This is a genomic window from Streptomyces sp. YKOK-I1 (assembly GCF_054660435.1).
This window is the reverse complement of sequence record NZ_BAAGDR010000001.1, coordinates 4,266,022-4,288,314: the sequence shown is the minus strand read 5'-3', so window position 1 is coordinate 4,288,314 and position 22,293 is coordinate 4,266,022. Positions and strand designations below refer to the sequence as shown.

At 72.4% G+C, this 22,293-nt stretch carries 13 protein-coding genes and 1 pseudogene; 5 read left to right on the top strand and 9 right to left on the bottom strand.

From position 1 onward, the window contains the following. Positions 1 to 48 precede the first annotated feature (48 nt). Positions 49 to 4,998: an NAD-glutamate dehydrogenase gene (locus ACYQ8Q_RS18650; protein ID WP_460066306.1), complete on the top strand. Its 4,950-nt coding sequence runs from the start codon at positions 49 to 51 to the stop codon at positions 4,996 to 4,998. Positions 4,999 to 5,087: 89 nt separating this feature from the next. Here ACYQ8Q_RS18650 and ACYQ8Q_RS18645 read toward each other — a convergent pair whose 3' ends face one another. Together ACYQ8Q_RS18645 and ACYQ8Q_RS18640 are read right to left on the bottom strand one after the other, a co-directional pair. Continuing rightward, positions 5,088 to 5,966 carry an ABC transporter ATP-binding protein gene (locus tag ACYQ8Q_RS18645; protein WP_460066305.1) on the bottom strand — a complete coding sequence of 293 codons (879 nt, stop codon included), beginning with the start codon at positions 5,964 to 5,966 and terminating at the stop codon, positions 5,088 to 5,090. After that, positions 5,959 to 6,879, bottom strand: coding sequence for an ABC transporter permease (locus ACYQ8Q_RS18640; RefSeq protein WP_460066302.1), 921 nt, complete (start codon positions 6,877 to 6,879; stop codon positions 5,959 to 5,961). The genes ACYQ8Q_RS18645 and ACYQ8Q_RS18640 overlap by 8 nt, the downstream gene beginning before the upstream one ends. A 195-nt stretch (positions 6,880 to 7,074) precedes the next feature. Between ACYQ8Q_RS18640 and ACYQ8Q_RS18635 the strand changes: the two genes are divergently transcribed. Beyond that, positions 7,075 to 7,710 (top strand): TetR/AcrR family transcriptional regulator, encoded by a 636-nt coding sequence (locus tag ACYQ8Q_RS18635; RefSeq protein ID WP_460066301.1) that lies wholly within the window; start codon positions 7,075 to 7,077, stop codon positions 7,708 to 7,710. 58 nt (positions 7,711 to 7,768) lie between these two features. Next, positions 7,769 to 8,413, top strand: coding sequence for a LuxR C-terminal-related transcriptional regulator (locus ACYQ8Q_RS18630; RefSeq protein WP_460066300.1), 645 nt, complete (start codon positions 7,769 to 7,771; stop codon positions 8,411 to 8,413). A 58-nt stretch (positions 8,414 to 8,471) separates the two neighbouring features. Here the strand turns inward: ACYQ8Q_RS18630 and galE are convergent, their stop codons facing one another. Then, the gene (gene galE / locus ACYQ8Q_RS18625; RefSeq protein WP_460066299.1) at positions 8,472 to 9,452 is read right to left on the bottom strand and encodes a UDP-glucose 4-epimerase GalE; all 981 of its coding nucleotides are present in this window, start codon (positions 9,450 to 9,452) and stop codon (positions 8,472 to 8,474) included. Between the two features lie 63 nt (positions 9,453 to 9,515). Continuing rightward, positions 9,516 to 10,760 (bottom strand): glycosyltransferase 87 family protein, encoded by a 1,245-nt coding sequence (locus ACYQ8Q_RS18620; protein ID WP_460066298.1) that lies wholly within the window; start codon positions 10,758 to 10,760, stop codon positions 9,516 to 9,518. A gap of 83 nt (positions 10,761 to 10,843) precedes the next feature. On the opposite strand from ACYQ8Q_RS18620, the pseudogene ACYQ8Q_RS18615 reads away from it, so the two are divergent. Continuing rightward, positions 10,844 to 11,410 (top strand): annotated as a pseudogene (locus ACYQ8Q_RS18615) (glycosyltransferase family 39 protein); the annotation flags it as partial. A gap of 875 nt (positions 11,411 to 12,285) precedes the next feature. On the opposite strand, the gene ACYQ8Q_RS18610 reads toward ACYQ8Q_RS18615, so the two are convergent. After that, on the bottom strand, positions 12,286 to 12,849 hold the full coding sequence (locus ACYQ8Q_RS18610; RefSeq protein ID WP_460066297.1) for a MarR family winged helix-turn-helix transcriptional regulator: 564 nt from the start codon (positions 12,847 to 12,849) through the stop codon (positions 12,286 to 12,288). A 144-nt stretch (positions 12,850 to 12,993) separates the two neighbouring features. Here ACYQ8Q_RS18610 and ACYQ8Q_RS18605 point away from each other — a divergent pair, with 144 nt between their 5' ends. Continuing rightward, on the top strand, positions 12,994 to 13,407 hold the full coding sequence (locus ACYQ8Q_RS18605) for an organic hydroperoxide resistance protein (protein ID WP_358986082.1): 414 nt from the start codon (positions 12,994 to 12,996) through the stop codon (positions 13,405 to 13,407). A gap of 67 nt (positions 13,408 to 13,474) precedes the next feature. Here ACYQ8Q_RS18605 and ACYQ8Q_RS18600 read toward each other — a convergent pair whose 3' ends face one another. From ACYQ8Q_RS18600 to ACYQ8Q_RS18585, 4 genes are all read right to left on the bottom strand, one after another. After that, a complete protein-coding gene (locus ACYQ8Q_RS18600) occupies positions 13,475 to 15,028 on the bottom strand; it encodes a hypothetical protein (protein WP_460066296.1) in 1,554 nt (517 codons plus the stop codon). Between the two features lie 379 nt (positions 15,029 to 15,407). Next, entirely contained in the window at positions 15,408 to 17,624 is a 2,217-nt protein-coding gene (locus ACYQ8Q_RS18595; RefSeq protein ID WP_460066294.1) for a bifunctional glycosyltransferase/CDP-glycerol:glycerophosphate glycerophosphotransferase, read from the bottom strand. Positions 17,625 to 17,632: 8 nt separating this feature from the next. After that, on the bottom strand, positions 17,633 to 19,831 hold the full coding sequence (locus tag ACYQ8Q_RS18590; protein WP_460066293.1) for a bifunctional glycosyltransferase/CDP-glycerol:glycerophosphate glycerophosphotransferase: 2,199 nt from the start codon (positions 19,829 to 19,831) through the stop codon (positions 17,633 to 17,635). 104 nt (positions 19,832 to 19,935) lie between these two features. Next, positions 19,936 to 22,200, bottom strand: coding sequence for a bifunctional glycosyltransferase/CDP-glycerol:glycerophosphate glycerophosphotransferase (locus tag ACYQ8Q_RS18585; protein ID WP_460066292.1), 2,265 nt, complete (start codon positions 22,198 to 22,200; stop codon positions 19,936 to 19,938). Positions 22,201 to 22,293: the final 93 nt, after the last annotated feature.

The window sequence follows — 22,293 nt, the reverse complement described above, 5'->3', positions numbered from 1 at the left end:
TACTTCCTTCTACGTCACGCAACGGCGCGCGACAGGAGTCAGAGGACAATGCAGACCAAGCTGGACGAAGCCAAGGCCGAGCTGCTCGAGAGGGCGGCGCGGGTCGCTGAGAACAGCCCGGTCGGGGGGTACCTACCGACTGGGACGACGAGCGAGGGCACGCCAGGAGCTCCGGGCACCCCGGACCACGACGCCCTGCTCGCGTTCCTCCAGCGCTACTACCTGCACACCGCCCCGGAGGACCTCAAGGGCCGTGACCCGGTCGATGTCTTCGGAGCCGCTCTCTCCCACTACCGGCTCGCCGAGATGCGGCCGCAGGGAACCGCCAACGTCCGGGTCCACACCCCGACCGTCGAGGAGAACGGCTGGACCTGCAGCCACTCCGTCGTCGAGGTCGTCACCGACGACATGCCCTTCCTCGTCGACTCCGTCACCAATGAGCTGACCCGGCAGGGGCGCGGCATCCATCTCGTCGTGCACCCGCAGGTCGTGGTGCGGCGCGATGTGACCGGCAAGCTGATCGAGGTGCTGTCCGCCGCCCCCGTCGCCGGTCTTCCGCACGACGCGCACATCGAGTCGTGGATCCATGTCGAGATGGACCGCGAGACCGACCGCGCCGACCTCAAGCAGGTCACCGCCGATCTGCTGCGGGTGCTCTCCGACGTGCGGGAGGCCGTCGAGGACTGGGAGAAGATGCGGGACTCGGCGCTGCGGATCGCCGACGGTCTCACCGAGGAGCCCACGCCCGGCGATCTGGCCTCCGCCGATGTCGAGGAGGCGCGGGAGCTGCTGCGCTGGCTCGCCGCCGACCACTTCACCTTCCTCGGCTACCGCGAGTATCAGCTGCGCGAGGACGACTCCCTCGCGGCCGTGCCCGGCACCGGGCTCGGCATCCTGCGCGCCGACCCGCACCACGCCGGTGAGGACGCCCACCCGGTCAGCCCGTCGTTCGAGCGGCTGCCGGCCGACGCCCGCGCCAAGGCCCGTGAGCACAAGCTGCTCGTGCTGACCAAGGCCAACAGCCGGGCCACCGTGCACCGGCCGTCGTACCTCGACTACGTCGGGGTGAAGAAGTTCGACGCCGAGGGCAATGTGATCGGCGAGCGCCGTTTCCTCGGGCTGTTCTCCTCCGCCGCCTACACCGAGTCCGTGCTGCGGGTCCCCGTCGTACGCCGCAAGGTCGACGCCGTCCTGACGGGCGCCGGGTTCTCGCCCAACAGCCACGACGGCCGCGACCTGCTCCAGATCATGGAGACGTATCCGCGCGACGAGCTGTTCCAGACCCCGGTCGACGAGCTGCGCTCCATCGTCACGTCGGTGCTGTACCTCCAGGAGCGCCGTCGGCTGCGGCTCTACCTGCGCCAGGACGAGTACGGGCGCTACTACTCGGCGCTCGTCTACCTGCCCCGCGACCGCTACACCACCGGGGTACGGCTGCGGATCATCGACATCCTGAAGGAGGAGCTCGCCGGCACGAGTGTCGACTTCACCGCCTGGAACACCGAGTCGATCCTGTCCCGGCTGCACTTCGTGGTCCGGGTCCCGCCGGGCACCGAGCTGCCGGAGCTGTCGGAGTCCGACAAGGACCGCATCGAGGCGCGTCTCGTCGAGGCCGCCCGGTCCTGGTCCGACGCGTTCGCCGAGGCGCTCACCGCCGAGCTCGGCGAGGAGCGGGCCGCCGAGCTGCTGCGCCGCTACAACAACTTCACCGAGGGCTACAAGGCCGACCACACCCCGCGCGCCGCGGTCGCCGACCTCGTCCACCTCGAACGGCTCACCGAGGAGCAGAGCTTCTCGCTCAGCCTGTACGAGCCGGTGGGCGCCGCGCCCGACGAGCGCCGCTTCAAGATCTACCGCAAGGGCGACGCGATCTCCCTGTCGGCGGTGCTGCCGGTGCTGAACCGGCTCGGCGTCGAGGTCATCGACGAGCGGCCGTACGAACTGCGCTGCACGGACCGGTCGGTGGCCTGGATCTACGACTTCGGGCTGCGCATCCCCAAGGCGCTGGGCGGCGGGAGCACCGATCTGCTCGGCGACGACGGGCGTGAGCGGTTCCAGGAGGCGTTCGCCGCGACCTGGACCGGCCGGGCGGAGAACGACGGGTTCAACGCGCTGGTGCTGGGCGCCGGGCTGAACTGGCGGCAGGCGATGGTGCTGCGCGCCTACGCCAAGTACCTGCGGCAGGCCGGGTCCACGTTCAGCCAGGACTACATGGAGGACACCCTCCGTACGAACGTCCACACCACCCGGCTGCTCGTCTCCCTGTTCGAGGCGCGGATGTCGCCGGGCCGGCAGCGGGCCGGTCTGGAGATCGTCGACGCGCTGCTGGAGGAGCTCGACGCCGCGCTCGACCAGGTGGCCTCCCTCGACGAGGACCGGATCCTGAGGTCCTTCCTCACCGTCATCAAGGCGACCCTGCGCACCAACTTCTTCCAGACCACCGGGGACGGCACGCCGCACGCGTACGTGTCGATGAAGTTCGACCCGCAGGTCATCCCGGACCTTCCGGCGCCGCGGCCGGCGTTCGAGATCTGGGTGTACTCGCCCCGGGTGGAGGGGGTGCACCTGCGGTTCGGGAAGGTCGCGCGCGGCGGTCTGCGCTGGTCGGACCGGAGGGAGGACTTCCGCACGGAGATCCTCGGCCTGGTCAAGGCGCAGATGGTGAAGAACACCGTCATCGTGCCGGTCGGCGCGAAGGGCGGCTTCGTCGCCAAGCAGCTGCCCGACCCGGGCGTGGACCGCGACGCGTGGCTCGCCGAGGGCATCGCCAGCTACCGCACCTTCATCTCGGCGCTGCTCGACATCACCGACAACATGGTGGCCGGTGAGGTCGTGCCGCCGTCCGACGTCGTACGGCACGACGAGGACGACACCTATCTGGTGGTCGCCGCCGACAAGGGCACGGCGACGTTCTCCGACATCGCCAACGAGGTCGCCGGATCGTACGGCTTCTGGCTCGGGGACGCCTTCGCCTCCGGCGGCAGCGCCGGCTACGACCACAAGGCGATGGGCATCACCGCCCGCGGCGCCTGGGAGTCCGTCAAGCGGCACTTCCGCGACATGGGCCACGACACCCAGGTCGAGGACTTCACGGTCGTCGGCATCGGTGACATGTCCGGTGACGTGTTCGGCAACGGCATGCTGCTGTCCGAGCACATCCGTCTGGTCGCCGCCTTCGACCACCGGCACATCTTCATCGACCCCCGCCCGGACGCCGCGGTCTCCTACGCCGAGCGCCGCCGGCTGTTCGAGCTGCCGCGCAGCTCCTGGGCCGACTACAACGCCGACCTGATCTCCACCGGCGGCGGCGTCTTCCCGCGTACGGCGAAGGCGATCCCGGTCAACACGCACATCCGGGAGGCTCTCGGCATCGAGGGCAAGGTCGCCAAGCTGACCCCGGCCGAGCTGATGAAGGCGATCCTCAGCGCGCCGGTGGACCTGCTCTGGAACGGCGGCATCGGCACGTACGTCAAGGCGAGCACCGAGTCGAACGCCGACGTCGGCGACAAGGCCAACGACCCGATCCGCGTCGACGGCCAGGACCTGCGGGTCAAGGTCGTCGGCGAGGGCGGCAACCTGGGGCTGACCCAGCTCGGCCGGATCGAGTTCGCCCGCCAGGGCGGCCGGATCAACACCGACGCCATCGACAACAGCGCGGGCGTGGACACCTCCGACCACGAGGTGAACATCAAGATCCTGCTCAACGGGCTGGTCACGGACGGCGACATGACGGTCAAGCAGCGCAACAAGCTGCTCGCCGAGATGACCGACGAGGTCGGCGCGCTGGTCCTGCGCAACAACTACGCGCAGAACACGGCGATCGCCAACGCCCTCGCCCAGTCCAAGGACATGCTCCACGCCCAGCAGCGCTTCCTGCGCCACCTGGTGCGCGAGGGCCACCTCGACCGGGCGCTGGAGTTCCTGCCGAGCGACCGGCAGATCCGCGAGCGCCTCGGCTCCGGCCACGGCCTGACCGGCCCGGAGACGGCCGTCCTGCTGGCGTACACGAAGATCACCGTCTCGGACGAGCTGCTCCAGACCTCCCTGCCGGACGACCCCTATCTGCGGGGTCTGCTGTACGCGTACTTCCCGACCGCGCTGCGCGAGCAGTTCCCGGAGCACATCGACAGCCACCCGCTGCGCCGTGAGATCACCACGACCGTGCTGGTCAACGACACGGTCAACACGGGCGGCACGACGTATCTGCACCGGCTGCGGGAGGAGACGGGGGCGTCGCTGGAGGAGATCGTGCGGGCGCAGACCGCGGCGCGGGCGATCTTCCGGTCGGCGCCGGTGTGGGACGCGGTGGAGGAGCTGGACAACACGGTCGAGGCGGCCGTGCAGACCCGGATCCGGCTGCACTCGCGCCGGCTCGTCGAGCGCGGCACGCGCTGGCTGCTCAACAACCGGCCGCAGCCGCTCCAGCTCGCCGAGACGGTCGACTTCTTCGCCGAGCGCGTCGAGCAGGTGTGGTCGCAGCTGACCAAGCTGCTGCGCGGTGCGGACCTGGAGTGGTGGCAGAAGATCTACGACGAGCTCAGCGGCGCCGGCGTGCCGGACGAGCTGGCCTCGCGGGTGGCCGGGTTCTCCTCCGCGTTCCCGGCGCTGGACATCGTGTCGGTGGCCGACCGCATGGGCAAGGACCCGCTGGATGTCGCCGAGGTCTACTACGACCTCGCGGACCGGCTGCACATCACCCAGCTGATGGACCGGATCATCGAGCTGCCGCGGGCCGACCGCTGGCAGTCCATGGCCCGCGCCTCCATCCGTGAGGACCTGTACGCGGCCCATGCGGCGCTGACCGCGGACGTCCTGGCCGTCGGCAACGGCACCTCGACGCCCGAGCAGCGGTTCAAGGCGTGGGACGAGAAGAACGCGGCGATCCTGGGCCGGGCGCGGACGACCCTGGAGGAGATCCAGGGCTCGGAGACGTTCGACCTGGCGAACCTGTCGGTGGCGATGCGGACGATGAGGACGCTGCTGCGGACGCATGCGTGATCCGCGGGGGAACGCTTCGCAGGGGAACGACGCGTAGGTGAACGCGAAGGGGCGCCTCCCACCCGGGAGGCGCCCCTTCGTGCTGCCGTTCAGACGGCCGTGGCCGGCTTGGCGGCGGGCTTGGCGGCGGGCTTCTTCGCGGCCGGCTTCTTCTTGGCCTTGTTGTCGCCGCTGAACTCCTCGTAGGCGTCCATGACCTCCTCCGTCGGCCCGTCCATCCTCAGCTCGCCGCGCTCCAGCCACAGCACGCGTTCGCAGGTCTCGCGGATCGAGCTGTTGCTGTGGCTGACGAGGAAGACGGTGCCGGCGTGCTCGCGCATCTCGCGGATGCGGTCGGCCGAGCGCTTGCGGAAGAGCGCGTCACCGGTGGCCAGGGCCTCGTCGATGAGGAGGACGTCGTGGTCCTTGGCGGCGGCGATGGAGAAGCGCAGCCGGGAGCCCATGCCGGAGGAGTACGTGCGCATGGGCAGGGAGATGAAGTCGCCCTTGTCGTTGATTCCGGAGAAGTCGACGATCTGCTGGTAGCGCTCCCGGATCTGCTCCTTGGACATGCCCATGGCCAGGCCGCCGAGGTAGACGTTGCGCTCGCCGGTCAGATCGCCCATCAGGGCGGCGTTGACGCCGAGGAGGGAGGGCTGGCCCTGGGTGTAGATCCGGCCGCGCTCGACGGGCAGCAGTCCGGCGACGGCCTTGAGGAGGGTGGACTTGCCGGAGCCGTTGGTGCCGATCAGGCCGATGGCCTCGCCCTTGTAGGCGACGAAGGAGACGTTCTTGACGGCGTGCACCAGCCGGGTGCCGGCCGCCTTCTCGGTCTGCTTGCGGCGCAGGATGCGGTTGAGGGCGGCGGTGGCGCTGCCGCGGCCGCCGCCGGTGCCGTTGACGCGGTAGACGATGTCGACCCGGTCGGCGACGACGGTGGGGATCCGCTCGTCGGCGAAGGGCTCGGTGCGGGGGGTGTTGTCAGCCACGGCCGTACGTCTCCTCAGCCTTCCAGAAGTAGATGAAGCCGCCGACGCCGGCGAGCAGGGCCCAGCCCGTCGCCCACGCCCACACATGGGCCGGGAGCTGGCTCGCGTGGAAGCTGTCGATCAGCGAGAAGCGCATCAGGTCGATGTAGACGGCCGCCGGGTTGGCGCGCAGGACGTCCACGACCCAGTACGGCAGGCCGGCGTGCTTGCTGAGCAGCTTGTCGATGCTCCACATCACGCCCGAGACGTACATCCAGGTGCGCAGGACGAAGGGCATCAGCTGGGCGATGTCGGGGGTCTTCGCGCCGGCCCGCGCCATGACCAGCGACACGCCCGCGTTGAAGACGAACTGGAGCAGCAGCACGGGCAGGACCAGCAGCCAGGACGGCGCCGGGGGGACGCCCATGACGACGAGGATGATCAGCAGCGCGGCCATCGAGAACAGCAGCTGCTGGAGCTGCTGGAGGCAGTACGAGATCGGCAGCGCGGCCCGCGGGAAGTGCAGGGCCCGCACCAGGCCGATGTTGCCGGAGATGGCCCGGGTGCCCGACATGATCGAGCTCTGGGTGAACGTCCACACGAACACACCCGTGACCAGGAAGGGGATGTAGTCCGGGACGCCCTTCTTGGTCTGCAGCAGCACACCGAAGATGAAGTAGTAGACCGCCGCGTTCAGCAGGGGGGTCATCACCTGCCAGATCTGCCCCAGCTTGGCGTCGCTGTACTGCGAGGTCAGCTTGGCGGTGGCGAACGCGGTGATGAAGTGGCGGCGCGCCCACAGCTGGCGGATGTACTGGGGCAGGGAGGGGCGGGCACCGCTGACCGCGAGGCCGTGACGGGCGGCGAGGGCCGCCAGGTCGTCTTCGGGGGGTGCGGCCTGTGTCGTGGGCGGTGTGTGGAGTACCTGGCTCACATCCGCTGCTTTCACTCGGGGGGTGGGGGTGCGTGTGCGGCCGTCGCGGCTGCACTCTGCCGTCGCCCGGCGTTCTCTTACGCTTCTCTTGATGTTTTCTTACGTCGGGACGGGACCGTATCGTCGCAACGTGAGCGTAGGCCCAGTCGACGTCGGAACGCAACCGTTTCGTCGTAACGCCCTATGCTGGAGGACATGACGACGAACGCGACGAACGCCGACGAACCGCAGGCGAAGCCGCGCCGCCGGGCTCCGGCGGGTGCGGCCGTGCTTCGCGAGGATGTGACGGAGGCCATCCGGGCTGCCGTGTTCGAGGAGCTCGCCACCGTCGGCTACGCGCGGATGTCCATCGAGGGCATCGCCCGGCGCGCCGGCGTGGGCAAGACCGCGGTGTACCGGCGCTGGCGCTCCAAGCTGCACCTGGTCCTCGATCTCGTCTCGGCGCTCGCGGTGCAGGGCCTGCCGGCCCCGGAGACGGGCAGTCTGGAGGGTGATCTGCGGATGCTGTACGAGGTGACCTCGCGGGCGCTGCGGCACCCCGCGGCCTCGCAGATCATCCCGGATCTCCAGGCCGAGGCGGCCCGTAACCCCGAGATCGCCGAGGCGCTGCAGAAGGCGCTGCGCGAGGGGCAGGAGGGGGTCGCGCTGAAGATCGTCGCGGCGGCGGAGCAGCGCGGCGAGGTCCGGATGGGCCTCGACGACGAGCTGGCGCTCGATCTGATCTCCGGTCCGCTTTACTGGCGTTCGGTGGTGATCCGCAGTCCGAAGCTGCCCAAGGGCTATCTGGGCGCGCTGGCGCGGGCGACCGCGGAGGCGATCAAGGCGCTGTGACCGGGAACTCCGGGCGCCGTGACGGGAGTCGACAGGGGTCGACGGGAGTCGAGGTGGCATGAGAGTCGTGTTGGCCGAGGACAACGCCCTGCTCAGGGAGGGGCTCGTGCTGCTGCTGACGTCGGCCGGGCACGAGGTGGCGGCCGTCGCCGGCTCCGGGCCCGAGATCCTTCCGGCACTGCTGGAGCACCGCCCCGATGTGGCCGTGCTCGATGTGCGGATGCCGCCGGGCTTTCGCGACGAGGGCCTGCGGGCCGCCCTGGAGGCCCGCGGGAGGATCCCCGGCCTCCCGGTCCTGGTCCTGTCCCAGTACGTCGAGGAGTCCTACGCGGCCGAACTGCTCGGCGGCGGCGCGAACGGCGTCGGCTATCTCCTCAAGGACCGCGTGGGCCGCGTCGACGAGTTCCTCGACGCCCTGCAACGGGTCGCGGGCGGCGGTACGGCCCTGGACCCCGAGGTGGTCACCGAACTGCTGACCCGCCGCAAGGACTCCCCCCTCGACCAGCTCACCCCCCGCGAGCGCGAGGTCCTCGAGCTGATGGCCGAGGGCCACGACAACACCACCATCGCGGGCACGCTCGTCATCACCGAGCGCTCGGTCAGCAAACACATCGGCAACGTCTTCCTGAAACTGGGCCTCCCCCCGAGCGACAGCGGCCACCGCCGGGTACTGGCGGTGCTGGCGTATCTCAACAACGCCTAGCGGCGGCGGTCCTCGGCGGTCCTCGGCGGTCGTCGTGCCGGCGTACGGGGCCGTCCGTCTAAGCCCGCCCCGCCTCCGGATGCAGTCGCAGCCATCCCTGCCAGGCCGACGTGATCATGTCCTGGACGTCGTGGTGTGCCTTCCAGCCCAGCTCCGTGGTGATGCGGTCGGCCGAGGCGATCACGCGGGCGGGGTCGCCGGGGCGGCGGGGGGTGATCGTCGGGGGGCGGGTGTGGCCGGTGACGGCGGTGACGCGGTCGATCATCTCCCGGACCGAGACGCCCTCGCCGCGGCCGATGTTGAGGGTGAGGTCGCGGCCGGGGGAGGAGCGCAGGGCGTGGGCGGCGGCCACATGGGCCTCGGCGAGGTCGGCCACGTGGATGTAGTCGCGGAGGCAGGTGCCGTCGGGGGTGGGGTAGTCGTCGCCGAAGATGCGGGGCGGCGCGTTCTCGGTGAGTCTTTCGAAGATCATCGGGATGAGGTTGAAGACACCGGTGTCGGCCAGGCCGGGGGAGGCCGCGCCCGCCACGTTGAAGTAGCGCAGGCAGGCCGTGGACAGGCCGGTGGCGCGGCCGGTCGCCCGGACCAGCCACTCGCCGGCGAGTTTGGTCTCGCCGTACGGCGACATCGGCACGCACGGGGTGTCCTCGGTGACGAGATCGACGTCCGGCATGCCGTAGACGGCGGCCGAGGAGGAGAACACGAAGGACCCGACGCCGGCCTCGGTGACCGCCTCCAGCAGGACCCTGAGGCCCTCCACGTTCTCCCGGTAGTAGTGCAGGGGCCGCTCCACCGACTCGCCGACCTGCTTCTTCGCCGCGAGATGGACGACACCGGTGACCGCGTGCCCGGCGAGGACGCGGGCGACCCGCTCCCCGTCCAGCGTGGAGCCCGTCACCAGCGGCACCCCCTCCGGCACGCGCGCGGCGACGCCGGTCGACAGGTCGTCGTACACCACCGCCCGCTCGCCCGCCGCGGTCATCGCCCGGACGACATGCGCCCCGATGTAGCCGGCGCCGCCGGTGATCAGCCAGGTCATGTGGATTCCCCCAAGCAGGATGGCCGGTTGCGATGTGATTCGTCCGCGATCGGCCCGTTCGTCTCACAGTGAAGCAGGCGTACGGCTCTCCCGCAGGGCCTGTGGACAACTCCCGGCGCGCTCGGGGGCGCGCGCCGTGGTCGCGCGCCACAGGCGGACGTAGGACAGCACGGCCGCCGCGAGCAGCAGGCCGTTGCGCAGGACCATCAGCCCGGTTCCGGTCCAGGTGCACTCGATGACCCTGCCGTACTCGACCGGGAAGATCACGGAGCTGACCGCGGTCGACGCGAGGATCAGCGCCACCACCGGACGCTGCGTGGTGTGCCGGGAGGTGAGGCAGACGGCGGCCAGCCCGACCAGCCAGATCATGTACTGCGGGCTGATCACCCTGCTGGTCACGGTGAACAGCAGGACCGCGCTCAGCGCGGCGTCGAAGGGCACGGCCTCGGTCCAGTGCCGGGCGCGGACCCGCCACAGCAGGAGCAGCCCGAAGGCGACGGCGGTCAGGGCGAGCGAGGCGTGCGCCACGCTGGAGACGTACGGCCCCGTGAACTCCATAGCGCCGTACCGGTAGTGGACCTTGCCCGGCCACCCCGCGTGGGTCGCGAGCGAGAGCAGGGTCCCGCCCAGGGACTCGATCTGCACGCCCCGGCCGCCCTGCTGGCGCACGAAGGCGAGCGGATTGCGGAACACGAACACCAGCAGCAGGAACAGCGAGGCCCCGGTCAGCGCCACCGACGACCACACCGACCGGGAGTCGCGCCCGCGCCGCACGCCGATCAGCACCAGTGCCGGCCACACCTTCACCAGCGCCCCCACGGCCGCGAACGCCCCGCACGCACGCGTGGAGCGGGCGAGCGCCAGCAGGGAGAGCACCGCGAGCGCGGTGACCTGCACGTCGTAGCGGGCGAACGGGACGCGGACCAGCAGCGGCAGCCCGACCACCCAGACCGCCGCCCCGGCCAGGCGGCGGCCGGGGCGGGTGCCCGCGCGGGCGAGCGCGCACGCGACCGCCGCGTCCGAGAGGACGGTGAGCGCGACGAACGCCTGGAAGTACGTCCACCACGGCAGCACGCCCGGCGACAGCAGCACGAGACCGGCGCCCGGCGGGTACTGCCACAAGGTGTCGTGCGCGGGGAAGGCGCCGTGCGCGAGGACGCCGTACCAGTGGTGGTACAGGTGCCACACCTCCCGGCCCACCCGGCCGCCCAGGATTCCGAGGGAGTCGTGGGCGAGCAGCCACAGCATCAGGGCGCGGGAGGCCAGCCAGGCGGCGGCGAGGGCGACGAGAAGGTGACGACGTCTCATGACGGCGGATCGTAAGGCGCTCGAATGCCTCTTTAGTTCAGATACTCCGTCAATAGCCAAGAAGCGGTACTAAATCCAACAAAATGGGGTCCGTGGACATCAGGAACAGGGCCGGTGCGGCGGTGCTCCTTCCCGTCGGGGCCGGGCTCGGGCTCGGGTGGTGGGGGCTGGACCGCGGGGGCATGTGGCGCGACGAGGCCGTCACCTTCCAGGTGGCGCGGCGCTCGGTGCCGCAGATCTGGCGGCTGCTGCACGGGGTGGACGCCGTGCACGGCCTGTACTACCTCCTCCTGCACGCCGTCCTCGCCGTCCGCCCCGGCGAGGTCCTCCTGCGCCTGCCGAGCGTCTGCGCGGCGGCCCTCACGGCGGGCCTGGTCGCGGCCCTCGGCACCCGGCTGGCCCGGCCGCGCGTCGGCCTGTGGGCGGGCCTGCTGTACGCCGTCACCCCGCTCGTGGGCCACTACGCGCAGGAGGGCCGCTCCTACGCTCTCGTCTGCGCCGGCGCGGCCGGAGCGACCCTTCTGCTCGTCCGGGCGCTCCAGGGGCGCTCCTGGTGGCCGTACGGCGTCGTCCTCACGCTGACCTGTCTGCTGCACGAGCTGGCGGTGCTGCTGGTGCTCGCCCACGGGGTGACGCTCCTGCACGCGCGCGTGGGGAGACGGGACGGGGCGCGGTGGGCCGCGGCGGCCGGTGCCGCGATGCTGGTGCTGACCCCGCTCGCCGTCGTGTCGCGCGCCCAGGCCGGCCAGGTGGCGTGGCTGTCCCGGCCGGGCGCGGGCAGCGCGCTGCGGCTGCTGCACGCGTTCCTCGGGCCGGGCGGGCCGCTCTTCTGGACCTTTCTGCTCCTCGCTCTCGCCGCCCTGCCGGGCCCCCGTCGGCTGACCCTCGCGTCGGTGGCCCTGCCCTGGGCGGTCGTGCCCCCGCTGACCCTGCTCGCCGTCTCCCAGCTCCGCCCGATGTACGACGACCGCTATGTGCTGTACGCCCTCGCGGGGGCGCCGCTGCTGGTGGCGGCGGGCGCCGACCGGGTGCTCGGCGCGAAGGGGGCGAGGTCGCCCCTGGTCCCGCTCGCGGGAACCCTGGCCGTCGCCCTCGCGTTCACCCAGTACCTGCCCCTGTACCGCCAGGACCGCACCCTGCGCGGGCGCCCCGACACCCTCGCCGCCGTCTCGGCGCTGGCCGGGCGCGAGATGCGGCCGGGCGAGGCCGTGGTGTTCCTGCCGGCCATCGGGCGGCGGGCGAAGGTCGCGCACCCCGAGGGTTTCCGGGGGGTGCGGGACGTGGCGCTCCAGGCGTCCGCTCCCGCCTCCGGCACGCTCTACGGCCGCGAGCGGGGCGCCGCCGAGCTGCGCCGTGAGCTGCTCGCGCTGGACCGGCTGTGGGTGCTGGCCGAGCCGTACGCGCTGCGCTCCCCGTGGTACCCGCGCAATCCGACCGAGCGGGTCAAGCTGACCGTGGTGACCGAGGAGTTCGTGCCCGGCGAACCGGGACGGGAGTTCGTGCGCGGCGGGGTCACCCTGCGCCTCTACACCCGCCGCCCGCCGCCCGCCGCGCCGGAGTCCTGGGACCTGTCCGCACGAAGGTCCTCAGTCCTGCCGGCCCCCGGCTCCTCCTCCAGCGCCGCCGCGTCCAGCGCGTCGGTGAGCTGGTCGAGACGCTCCCTCAGCTCGCTGATCTCCTCCAGCCCGAACCCGGTCGCCGAGACGATCCGGCGGGGCACCTGGAGCGCCCGCTCCCGCAGCGCGGCACCCTCCTCGGTCAGCCGGATCTCCACCGACCGCTCGTCGCGCGCGCTGCGCTCCCGGACCACCAGCCCCGCCGTCTCCAGCCGCTTGAGCAGCGGGGACAGCGTGCCGGAGTCCAGGCGCAGATGTGCGCCGAGCTTCTTCACGGGCAGCTCGCCCTGCTCCCACAGCACCAGCATCACCAGGTACTGGGGGTAGGTCAGCCCGAGTTCCTTGAGGATCACGCGGTAGACCCCGTTGAACGCACGCGAGGCCGCGTGCAGGGAGAAGCAGATCTGGCGGTCCAGGCGCAGCCAGTTCTCCGAGGGGGCGGGGGCGGGGAGCGGGGTCGACGTCGGGGTCATGCCTCCAGGGTAACGCCGGTGGGCCATTTAGTTGTGCACAACTGAATTGTGTGCTCTACTTATCCCCGTGAGCGGCCCGGACGCGAGAAGCGGCCGGACCGGCCACCCCCCGACACAGGCTCTTCCGAGAGGGACGGTTCATCCATGGACGCGCTCTACACCGCAGTCGCCACCGCCACCCACGGCCGCGAGGGCCGCGCCGTCACCAACGACGGGAAGATCGACCTCGCCCTCGCCCTGCCGGTGGAGATGGGCGGCAACGGTCAGGGCACCAACCCGGAGCAGCTGTTCGCCGCCGGTTACGCGGCCTGTTTCGGCAGCGCGCTCGGTCTCGTCGGCCGTCAGGCGAAGGTCGACGTCTCCGACGCCGCCGTGACCGCCGAGGTCGGCATAGGCAAGCAGGGCGAGGGCTTCGGCCTGAAGGTCACGCTGCGCATCGAGCTCCCGGACACCCTGGACGAGGCGACCGGCCGCAAGCTGGTCGAGACCGCCCACCAGGTCTGCCCCTACTCCAACGCCACCCGCGGCAACATCGAGGTCGACCTCGTCATCGAGTAACCCCCGGACCTCCCGGACACAGGCCTCCCGAGGGATCCGCGCAGCGGGCGACACCCCTCGGGAGGGCTCACCCCACCCGCGCCAGCACCTCCCCGGTCCGCCGGCTCCACGCCACCACCACGGCCTCCTCGGGCACCGGGTGCCAGCGCGTCAGCAGCAGCCAGCGGACCCGGTAGCGGCGGACGATCGCCGCCCGCCCGGCCCGTGTCGAGCCCGGGGCGAGATACGCCCGGACGTCCGCCACCCGGCGCAGCCTCGCGCGCTCGTCCAGCGCCGCGTCCGGCCAGGCGGGCGCGGCGAGGTTCGGCCCGTACCCGGCGATCGCGTGGACCGCGAAGTACCCGTCGGTGATCACCACCTCCCCGGGCCCGATGTGCCGCGCCGCCCAGTCGTACGCCGGCCAGCGCGGCGGCTGGTCGAAGCCCACCGGATCCAGCGCACGCGGCACGACCGCCCCGGCCTGCACGGTCAGCAGCCCCAGACAGGCCCCGGCGGCCGCCACCGCGCCCAGCGCCCTGCGCCACACCCCCCACGGCTTCGGCGCCGCCAGCTCCACCGCCAGCGCGAACTGCGGCGGCACCAGCGTCAGGCCCAGGATCCGCCCGTACGTGTAGTGACCGCTGACGAACCCGTACACCACCACCAGACAGTCCAGCGCGAACATCAGCACCAGCGGATCGCGCACCGAGCGCCGCGCCCGCGCCGCCAGCGCCGGCAGGCCCAGCAGCGCCAGCCAGAAATGGCCGGCCAGGTCGTCGTACAGCCGCCGGTGCATCCCGTCGACGCTGCCGTCCCCGGCCAGCGCGAACACATCGAAGTACGGCCAGGCGGCGGCGACCAGCAGCGCCGTCGTGGCCGTCATCGCCCAGCGCGCCGCCACCGCCGGCCGCCACTCCCGCTGCCGGCCCAGGACCACCGCGACCCCGCCCGTCACGGCCGCCACCGCCGTGATCGGATGCGCCAGCAGGATCGCCCCGTACAGCGCGCCGACCCCCGCGTACCCGGTGAAGCCGCGCAGCCCGTCGGGGCCGACGTACCGGACCAGGCGTCCGTCACACGCGCGTGCCGCCGTCAGCGCCCACGCCCAGAGGGCCAGGCCGATCGCGAAGGTGGACGGATAGCCGAGGTTGCCGGTCATCGACATCAGGCCCAGATAGCCGCTCCACCAGGCGCGTTCCGTGCCCCACAGCAGTGTCATCGCCGCCAGCGCGAGCACCGGCGCCCACGGTCTCGGCGTCAGCGCCCGCACGAACCGGCCGAGACCGGTCAGCAGCACGACCAGGTTCACCGGCCCGGCGACCCTCAGCACCTCCCACCCCGTCAGCCCGGTCAGCCGGGCGAACACGCCCTCGGCCAGCGCGTACGGCGAGTAGTAGGGACTGCCCGCGCCCGGCAGATCGGCCATCGGATGCCGGGGGTGCAGCAGGTCGGCCTTCAGCCGCTCCACCACCGCCGCGTGCACCCCCGCGTCGCAGCACAGCGGCACCCTCCAGAACGCCAGCGTCGTCACCAGCCAGAACACGAAACCGAAGACCTGGAACGGGCTCGGACGCCACACCCGCCGACGGCGCAGCGCCCCGGCGCCGCGCGCCGGACGCCGGATCAGGACACCGGCGCTCACCGGGCGCGGACCGAAAGGTGACAGACAAGTGAAAGGTGACAGGCAAGGGAAAGGTGGCAATCGGGGGCAAAGTTGCGCATGAGGGGCATTGGCCGTACCTTCCCTCCCGCATCAGCGGCCTCGCCCCCTGTCACCCCGGCGGGTGAGCCCGAACGGAGTCATCCCCGCGAACAGGCCCCGTCGGGCCGCCCGCGCCCGCAGGCGCGCCCGCACCCGCCAGGCACGCCCCGAGGAACAGCGCCTGCGCGTGCTCGACCGCGACCAGCACGGCCGGCGCGCCCCCGGCCAGCCACACACCCCCGCGCGCAGGACGCAGTACAGCGCCCGCCCCGTGCATGAGGGATGTCGCGGCATCCGGCCTACCATGCGGGCCCGCCGCTCAGGTCGACGCGAGCTCCTCGTGCGCCGCGCCCGGAGCGGGCACCCGCGCCGCCCCGACGTCCGGGAACTCCTCGCCCAGCAGCAGCCGCCGTACGACCCGTTCGGCGGCGCGTCCGTCGTCGTACGCGCAGAACCGCGCCCGGAACGCGGCCCGCAGCCGGGTGGACTCCTCGTCCCGCCAGCTCCCGGAGGCCAGCAGCCGGGCCAGCTCGTCGAAGGAGCGCGAGACAGGGCCCGGCGCCTCGGCGGTGATGTCGAAGTAGGCGCCCCGGCTCGCCGTGTACGCCTCCCAGTCGTCGGCGTGCACCACGATCGGCCGGTCCAGGTTGGCGTAGTCGAACATCAGGGCCGAGTAGTCGGTGACCAGCACGTCCGAGGCGAGCATCACGTCCTCCACGTGCGGCTCGTCCGTCGCGTCGACGAGCACCCCGCGCCGGTGCAGGTCCGCCAGGCCCATCCCGCGCGCGTGCCCGGTCGCCAGGGACGGGTGCAGCCGTACGACGAGGGTGTGGCCCTCGCCCAGCCCGGCGGCGAACCGGGCCAGGTCGATCCGGTCGACGTGCCCGCCCCGCACGTACTCCCGCCGCGTCGGCGCGTACAGCACCACGGTGTCCCCGGCGGGGATGCCCAGCCGGGCCCGCACCGCCGCGCCCGCCCCGGCGTCCGCGGCGACCAGCACGTCGTTGCGCGGGCTGCCGGTGCGGGCGGAGGCGAAGTGGCACGGGTACGCCCGCTCCCACACCAGTTCCGAGTGCGGGTTGGCGACCAGGCTGTGGTCCCAGCGGTCGGCGCGGCGCAGCATCTGCGGCACGTCCACCCCGAACCGGCCGCCGGGCCGGTCCAGCAGATCGGCGGCCATGTACTTCAGCGGGGTGCCCTGGTGGGTGTGGATGTGGACGCTGCCGGGGCGTTTGGCCAGCGCGCCCGGCCAGTTGACGTTGTTGACGAAGAACCCCGCCCGCGCGGTCACCCTCCGGTACGCGGGCGAGTCCAGCAGGACGTGCTCGACGCCCGTCGGGAGCCCCGCGGCCGTCTCCTCGTCGCGCACCACCCACACCCCGCGCAACTGCGGCGCGATCTCCAGCGCCTTGCGGTAGACCGCCCCCGGATCGCCCAGCACCCCCCGGTGCGAGAACGCCGAGTACACGACCAGCTGAGGGTCGATCGGCCGGCGGGCGCGCACCCCGTCCACCGCGCGCCGGGTCCGTGCCCCGGCCGCCCGGCGTACGAGCGTCCCGCGCCGTGCCAGCTCCCGTCCCGCGCGCGCGGCCTGCCGCCGGGCCCGGTAGGCCGCGTACCCGTGCTCCAGCACCCGCAGCTCGGCCGGCACCGGTGCGCCGTCCGGCCGGCGGGCCCGGAACATCTCGGCCGTGCGGCGGAAGAACTCCTTCTTGTCGGACGGCGGCAGCCGGTCCGGCTTGGCCAGGATGTCCAGGCAGTGCTCGCCCATCTTGCGGTGCAGATACGGCCGCCAGCCCGCGAGCGCCGGGCGGGAGTCGACGAAGGCGAACACCCGCTCGTACTGGTCGTGGATGTCGAAGTGCTTGCGGCTGGTGGTGGACAGGATGTTGCCCTGACGGCGCTGGCGGTAGTTCAGACAGATCCGGTCCAGCACGGCGATCCGCTCCGCGCTGAGCATGACCGGGAACGTCCAGGGCGTGTCCTCGTAGTAGCCGGGCGGGAAGGCGAAGCCGTTCTGCTCGACGAAGTCGCGCCGGTAGACCTTGTTCCAGACGACCATCAGCAGGTCGAGGATCTCCGGGCGTTCGGTGGCCGTGAAAGCGGGGGAGCCGATGTCGGCGAGGACGTGCGCGAGGGCGTTGCGGCGAGTGCCGCCCCACCAGTACGTGCGCGCGTAGTCGAACACCAGCACGTCCGGGTCCGCGGACCCGGCCAGCCGGTCGGCCATCGCGCGCAGAGCGCCCGGGGTGAGGGTGTCGTCGCTGTCGAGGAAGAACAGATAGTCGCCGCCCGCGAGCGGCAGACCCGCGTTGCGGGCGCGGCCGAGACCCACGTTCTCCGGCAGATGCAGCACCCGGACCCGCTCGTCGCGGGCCGCGTACTCGTCGAGGATCGCGCCGCAGCCGTCGGGTGAGCGGTCGTCGACGGCGATCACCTCGAAGTCCGCGTACGACTGCGAAAGGAGCGAGTCGAGACACTCGCGCAGGAAACCCTGCACCTTGAAACAGGGGACGATGACGCTGAAGCGGGGCACTGCGGGGGTCAGCTCCTTACGGGGTGGGCGGGGGCCGGGACGCGGTCGGCGAGCGGCAGCACGGGCTCGATCGCCTCCGGGGGCTCGCCGAGCAGCACCCTGCGCACCACGCGCTCGGCGGCCCGGCCGTCGTCGAACTGGCAGAAACGGGCCCGGAACGCGGCCCTGAGCTCCCCGGACTCCGGCGAGGCGTACGAGCCGTCGCGGAACACCCGCGCCAGCTCCCCGGGCGTACGGGCCACCGGTCCCGGCGGGGCCGCCATCAGGTCGAAGTACACGCCCCGCGTCTCGGTGTAGACCTCCCAGTCGTCGGCGTACACGACGATCGGGCGGTCCAGGTTGGCGTAGTCGAACATGATCGACGAGTAGTCCGTGACCAGCGCGTCCGCGGCCAGGCACACCTCCTCGGAGGAGCGGTGGCCGGTGACGTCGAGGATCCGGCCCGTGCCGCGGGCGCGGCCCAGGTCGTAGAAGTAGTGGGCGCGCAGCAGGACGACGACGTCCTCGCCGGCCGCCTCGCAGAAGGCCTCCAGGTCCAGGCCGCCCTCGAAGCCGGTCCGCCAGTCGCGGTGGGTCGGCGCGTACAGCACGGCCGTCCGCCCCTGCGGCACCCCGAGCTCACGCCGGATCCGGGCCACGTCCTCGGCGGTCGCCGTGTAGAGGACGTCGTTGCGCGGATAGCCGTACTCCAGGTGCTCGTAGCGGCCCGGGAAGGCGCGCTCCCACATCTGCGTGGAGTGGGTGTTGGAGGAGAGGTTGAAGTCCCAGCGGTCCACCCGCCCGAGCAGCTTGGTGAACGAGCCGCTCGCGGCCGCCACCACGGGGTACGTCGACTGGTCGACGCCCATCTTCTTCAACGGGGTGCCGTGCTGGGTCTGCACGTGCACACTGCCCTCCCGCTTGACCACGCCCTCCGCGAAGTTGGCGTTGTTGACCAGGTACCTGGCGCGGGCCAGGACCTGCCAGGAGCGGCGGCTGCCGATCACGGCGTGCTCGACGCCCTCCGGCATGGCGTGCGCCTGGCCGGGCTCGACGAGGAACACCGAGCGGATGTGCGGGGCGAGTTCGGCGGCCTTGGCGTGGATCGCGGCGGGGCTGCACGCGTACCCGCGGCCCCAGTAGGCGCAGTACACCGCCAGGTTCGGGTCGATACGGCGGCGCAGCTGACGCCGGTAGTACAGGCGGGTGCGCAGTCCGCGGGGGCGCGGGAGGAGCCGGGCGGCGGCCGACAGCCGCTGGTTGGCGCCGCGCAGCGCACGGAACGCCGTGTACGCCCCCGCCGCGAGCAGCCGGTGCTGCACCCCGAGGCTGCCGCCCGGCCGGCGCAGACCGGCGGGGCGGTGGCGGCGGTAGAGCCGGCCCGCGCGGCGGAAGAAGGCCCGGCGACGGCGGTGAGGCAGCCGGCGCGGGTGCGCGGCCGTCTTGAGGACGAGCGCGAAGAGCTGCTCGAACAGCGGCCCCGACCGGTCGGCGGGCAGTCCGAGTCCGGCGGCCGCCGCCAGTACCGGTTCGATCCGGTCGAGGAGTTCGGTGTGGTGCTCGCCCGGCAGGTTGAGCCGGCTGCCCTGCCGGCGCAGCAGATGCCGGACGACGACCGAGCGCAGCACCGCGATCCGCTCGGCGTGCAGGGTGACCAGGCCGCCGAAGCCGAGGTCGGTGAAGTGGCCCTCGGGGAAGGCGATCCGCCGCTCGGCGAGGAAGGCGCGGCGGTAGGCGGCGCTCCAGGCGGGCAGCAGCACCCCGGTGATCCGGGGCGCCTCGGCCGGGGTGAAGGCGCTCCGGGGGGCCTTCGCCAGCAGCGGGGCCGCCGGGTTGGCCGGCTCGCCCTCCCACCACGGGACGCGCTCGTGCTCGGCGTACAGGACGTCCACGTCACCGGTTTCGGCGAGGCGGGCGTCCAGCGCCGCCAGGGCGCCCGGCGCGAGGGTGTCGTCGCCGTCGAGGAACAGCAGATACGTCCCGTGCGCCGCCCGCGTCCCGGTGTTGCGCGCCCCGGCCAGGCCCGCCGACGGCGGCGAGTGGACCGGCGTCACCCGGGGGTCCCGCTCGGCGTACCCGGCGGCGAGGACGGCGGCCGGGGCGTCCGGCGCGTCGCAGACCGGGATCAGCTCGAAGTCGCCGAAGGACTGGGCGAGGACGGAGTCCAGCGCCAGGGACAGCCGGCCCGCGACCCCATGGGACGGGACGATGATGCTGAAGCGGGGCATGCTGCTCTTTCTCTGTCGGGCACTCTGTCAGGCACTCCGCCGGGCACTCTGCCGGGCACTCTGCCGGGCGTGCTGCGCCGGTGTGTTCGTCGGGCAAACGGTGTTCAGCGGCCGTCGGTGACGGGGTGTGTGCCGGAAGGCTGCGGTACGGCGGTGAGCGGGGGGTGGCCCGAGGCCGCCGCCGACGGCACGGGCCGGCGCTCGGCGAGCGGCACGACCGGCGGCAGGTGCGTCTCGCCCAGCACGATCCGCCGGACGACCCGCTCGGCGGCGCGCCCGTCGTCGTACGGGCAGAACCGCTCGCGGAACCCGGCCCGCAGCTGGGTCGAGCGGGAGCCGCGCCAGTGGCCGGTGGAGAAGATGTCGATCAGCTCGTCCTCGCTGCGGGCCACCGCGCCCGGCGGGGCGGCCCGCAGATCGAAGTAGACGCCGCGGGCCGCCCGGTACGCCGCCCAGTCCTCGTCGGGGGCGTGCACCACGATCGGGCGGTCCAGGTTGGCGTAGTCGAACATGATCGACGAGTAGTCCGTGACCAGGGCGTCCGAGGCGAGGCAGAGCGACTCGACGCTGGGATGGTCGCCGACGTCGATGACGCCGGGCGTGCGCCGGGCGAGGAGGGCGCCCTGCCAGTGGTGCGCCCGGGCCAGCACCACGAAGCGCGGGCCCAGCCGGCGCAGCACGCGCTCCAGGTCCAGGGCGGGGTGCTGGGTGCGCCGGTGGTCGCGGTGGGTGGGCGCGTACAGGATCGCCACCGTGTCGCGGGGGATGCCGAGGGAGTCCCGCAGCCGGGCCACGTCCGCCGCGGTCGCCCGCTGGAAGACGTCGTTGCGCGGATAGCCGTACTCCAGCGTCCGGTACCGGCCGGGGTAGACGCGCTCCCAGGTCAGGGTGGTGTGGCGGTTGGCGGACAGCACGTAGTCCCATTTGTCGACGCCGCGCAGCAGCTCCTCGAAGTCCATGTCCCGGGCGGCGGCGGGGCGTTCCTGGAGGTCGAGGCCCATGTGCTTGAGGGGGGTGCCGTGCTGGGTCTGCACGAAGACCTGGCCGGGCCGTTTGACCAGCCGGCGGTCGAAGTTGACGTTGTTGACGAGGTACTTGGAGCGGGCCAGCGCCGTCCAGTAGGCGGCCGTGCCGGGGGTGAGGGGGCGCGGGCCCGCCGGGATCGCCTGCCGGTGCTCGGGGCGGGCGATCCACGCGGTGCGCACCTCGGGCGCGTAGGCGCGGAACGCGGCCTCCAGCGCGCCCGGGTTGCAGCCGTGCCCACGCCCCCAGTACGCCCCGAACACCGCGCGGTCGGCGCGCAGGGGCAGCCGCAGCTGGACGCGGTAGTGCGTCTGGAGCAGGACGGACCGCAGGGCGCGGGCCAGCTTCACGGCGAGCTTCAGGGCGCGCCGGCGCAGCGTCATGGCCGCCTGGAGCCCCCGGTAGGTGCGGTGCAGGCCGAGGTGGACGAGGGTGTGCCGCAGCCGGGAGCGCAGCGGGATCCCGCTGCCGGGGGTGAGGTAGCGGCGGTAGTGGGCGCGGGCCCGGCGCAGGAACTCGGCGCGCGCGGCGCGCGGCAGCCGGTCCCGCTTGGCGAAGATCGTCGTGAGGTGGTCGACCATGCGGCGGAACAGCACCGGCCGCCAGCGGGCCAGCTCGGGGTGCTCCTCGACGAACGCGAAGACCCGGTCGTACTGCTCGAAGACGTCGAAGTGCCGGCGGCTGGTGGTGGACAGGATGTTGCCGCGGCGGCGCTGACGGTAGTGCACACAGACCCGGTCGAGCGTGGCGATCGACTCCGCCGCCATCAGCGCCGGGTACGTCCACGGCGTGTCCTCGTAGTAGCCCGGCGGGAAGGCCAGACCCACGCGGTCGACGAACTCCCGCCTGCAGGTCTTGTTCCAGGCCACCATCAGCAGCCGGAACAGCTCCGGGCGGTCCTCCAGCCGGAACGGGGCCGGGCCCTGTTCGCCGAGCAGGGACGCGACCTTGTTGCGTTCGGCCTCGCCCGTCCAGTAGGTGCGCGCGTAGTCGTAGACCAGGACGTCCGGCTCGCCGGTCTCCTTCAGCCGGTCGGCGATCGCGCGCAGCGCGTCCGGGGTGAAGGTGTCGTCGGAGTCCAGGAACAGCAGATAGTCGCCGACCGCCACCCGCATCCCGGCGTTGCGGGCACCGCCCAGGCCCGCGTTCTCCGGCAGATGGACCGCGCGCACCCGTGGATCGCGCGCCGCGAACTCGTCGATGATCTCTCCGCAGGCGTCCGGCGAGCAGTCGTCGACGGCGATCAGTTCGAGATCGGTCCACGACTGGGACAGCACCGATTCGAGGCACTCGTGCAGATACGCCTGAACCTTGTACGCGGGGACGATGACACTGAACCTGGGCAAGGGGCATCCATGGGTCGGCGCGGGCAGGGCCTTGCCCGGGAACGGCCGATGGAGTGAATCGGTTACGGTTCGTACGGCATTCGGGGGATTCCG

Coding starts and splice junctions, on each gene's coding strand:
- ACYQ8Q_RS18650 (WP_460066306.1), top strand. CDS start 49: ATGCAGACCAAGCTGGACGAAGCCAAGGCCGAGCTGCTCGAGAGGGCG.
- ACYQ8Q_RS18635 (WP_460066301.1), top strand. CDS start 7,075: ATGACGACGAACGCGACGAACGCCGACGAACCGCAGGCGAAGCCGCGC.
- ACYQ8Q_RS18630 (WP_460066300.1), top strand. CDS start 7,769: ATGAGAGTCGTGTTGGCCGAGGACAACGCCCTGCTCAGGGAGGGGCTC.
- galE (WP_460066299.1), bottom strand. CDS start 9,452: ATGACCTGGCTGATCACCGGCGGCGCCGGCTACATCGGGGCGCATGTC.
- ACYQ8Q_RS18620 (WP_460066298.1), bottom strand. CDS start 10,760: ATGAGACGTCGTCACCTTCTCGTCGCCCTCGCCGCCGCCTGGCTGGCC.
- ACYQ8Q_RS18610 (WP_460066297.1), bottom strand. CDS start 12,849: ATGACCCCGACGTCGACCCCGCTCCCCGCCCCCGCCCCCTCGGAGAAC.
- ACYQ8Q_RS18605 (WP_358986082.1), top strand. CDS start 12,994: ATGGACGCGCTCTACACCGCAGTCGCCACCGCCACCCACGGCCGCGAG.
- ACYQ8Q_RS18590 (WP_460066293.1), bottom strand. CDS start 19,831: ATGCCCCGCTTCAGCATCATCGTCCCGTCCCATGGGGTCGCGGGCCGG.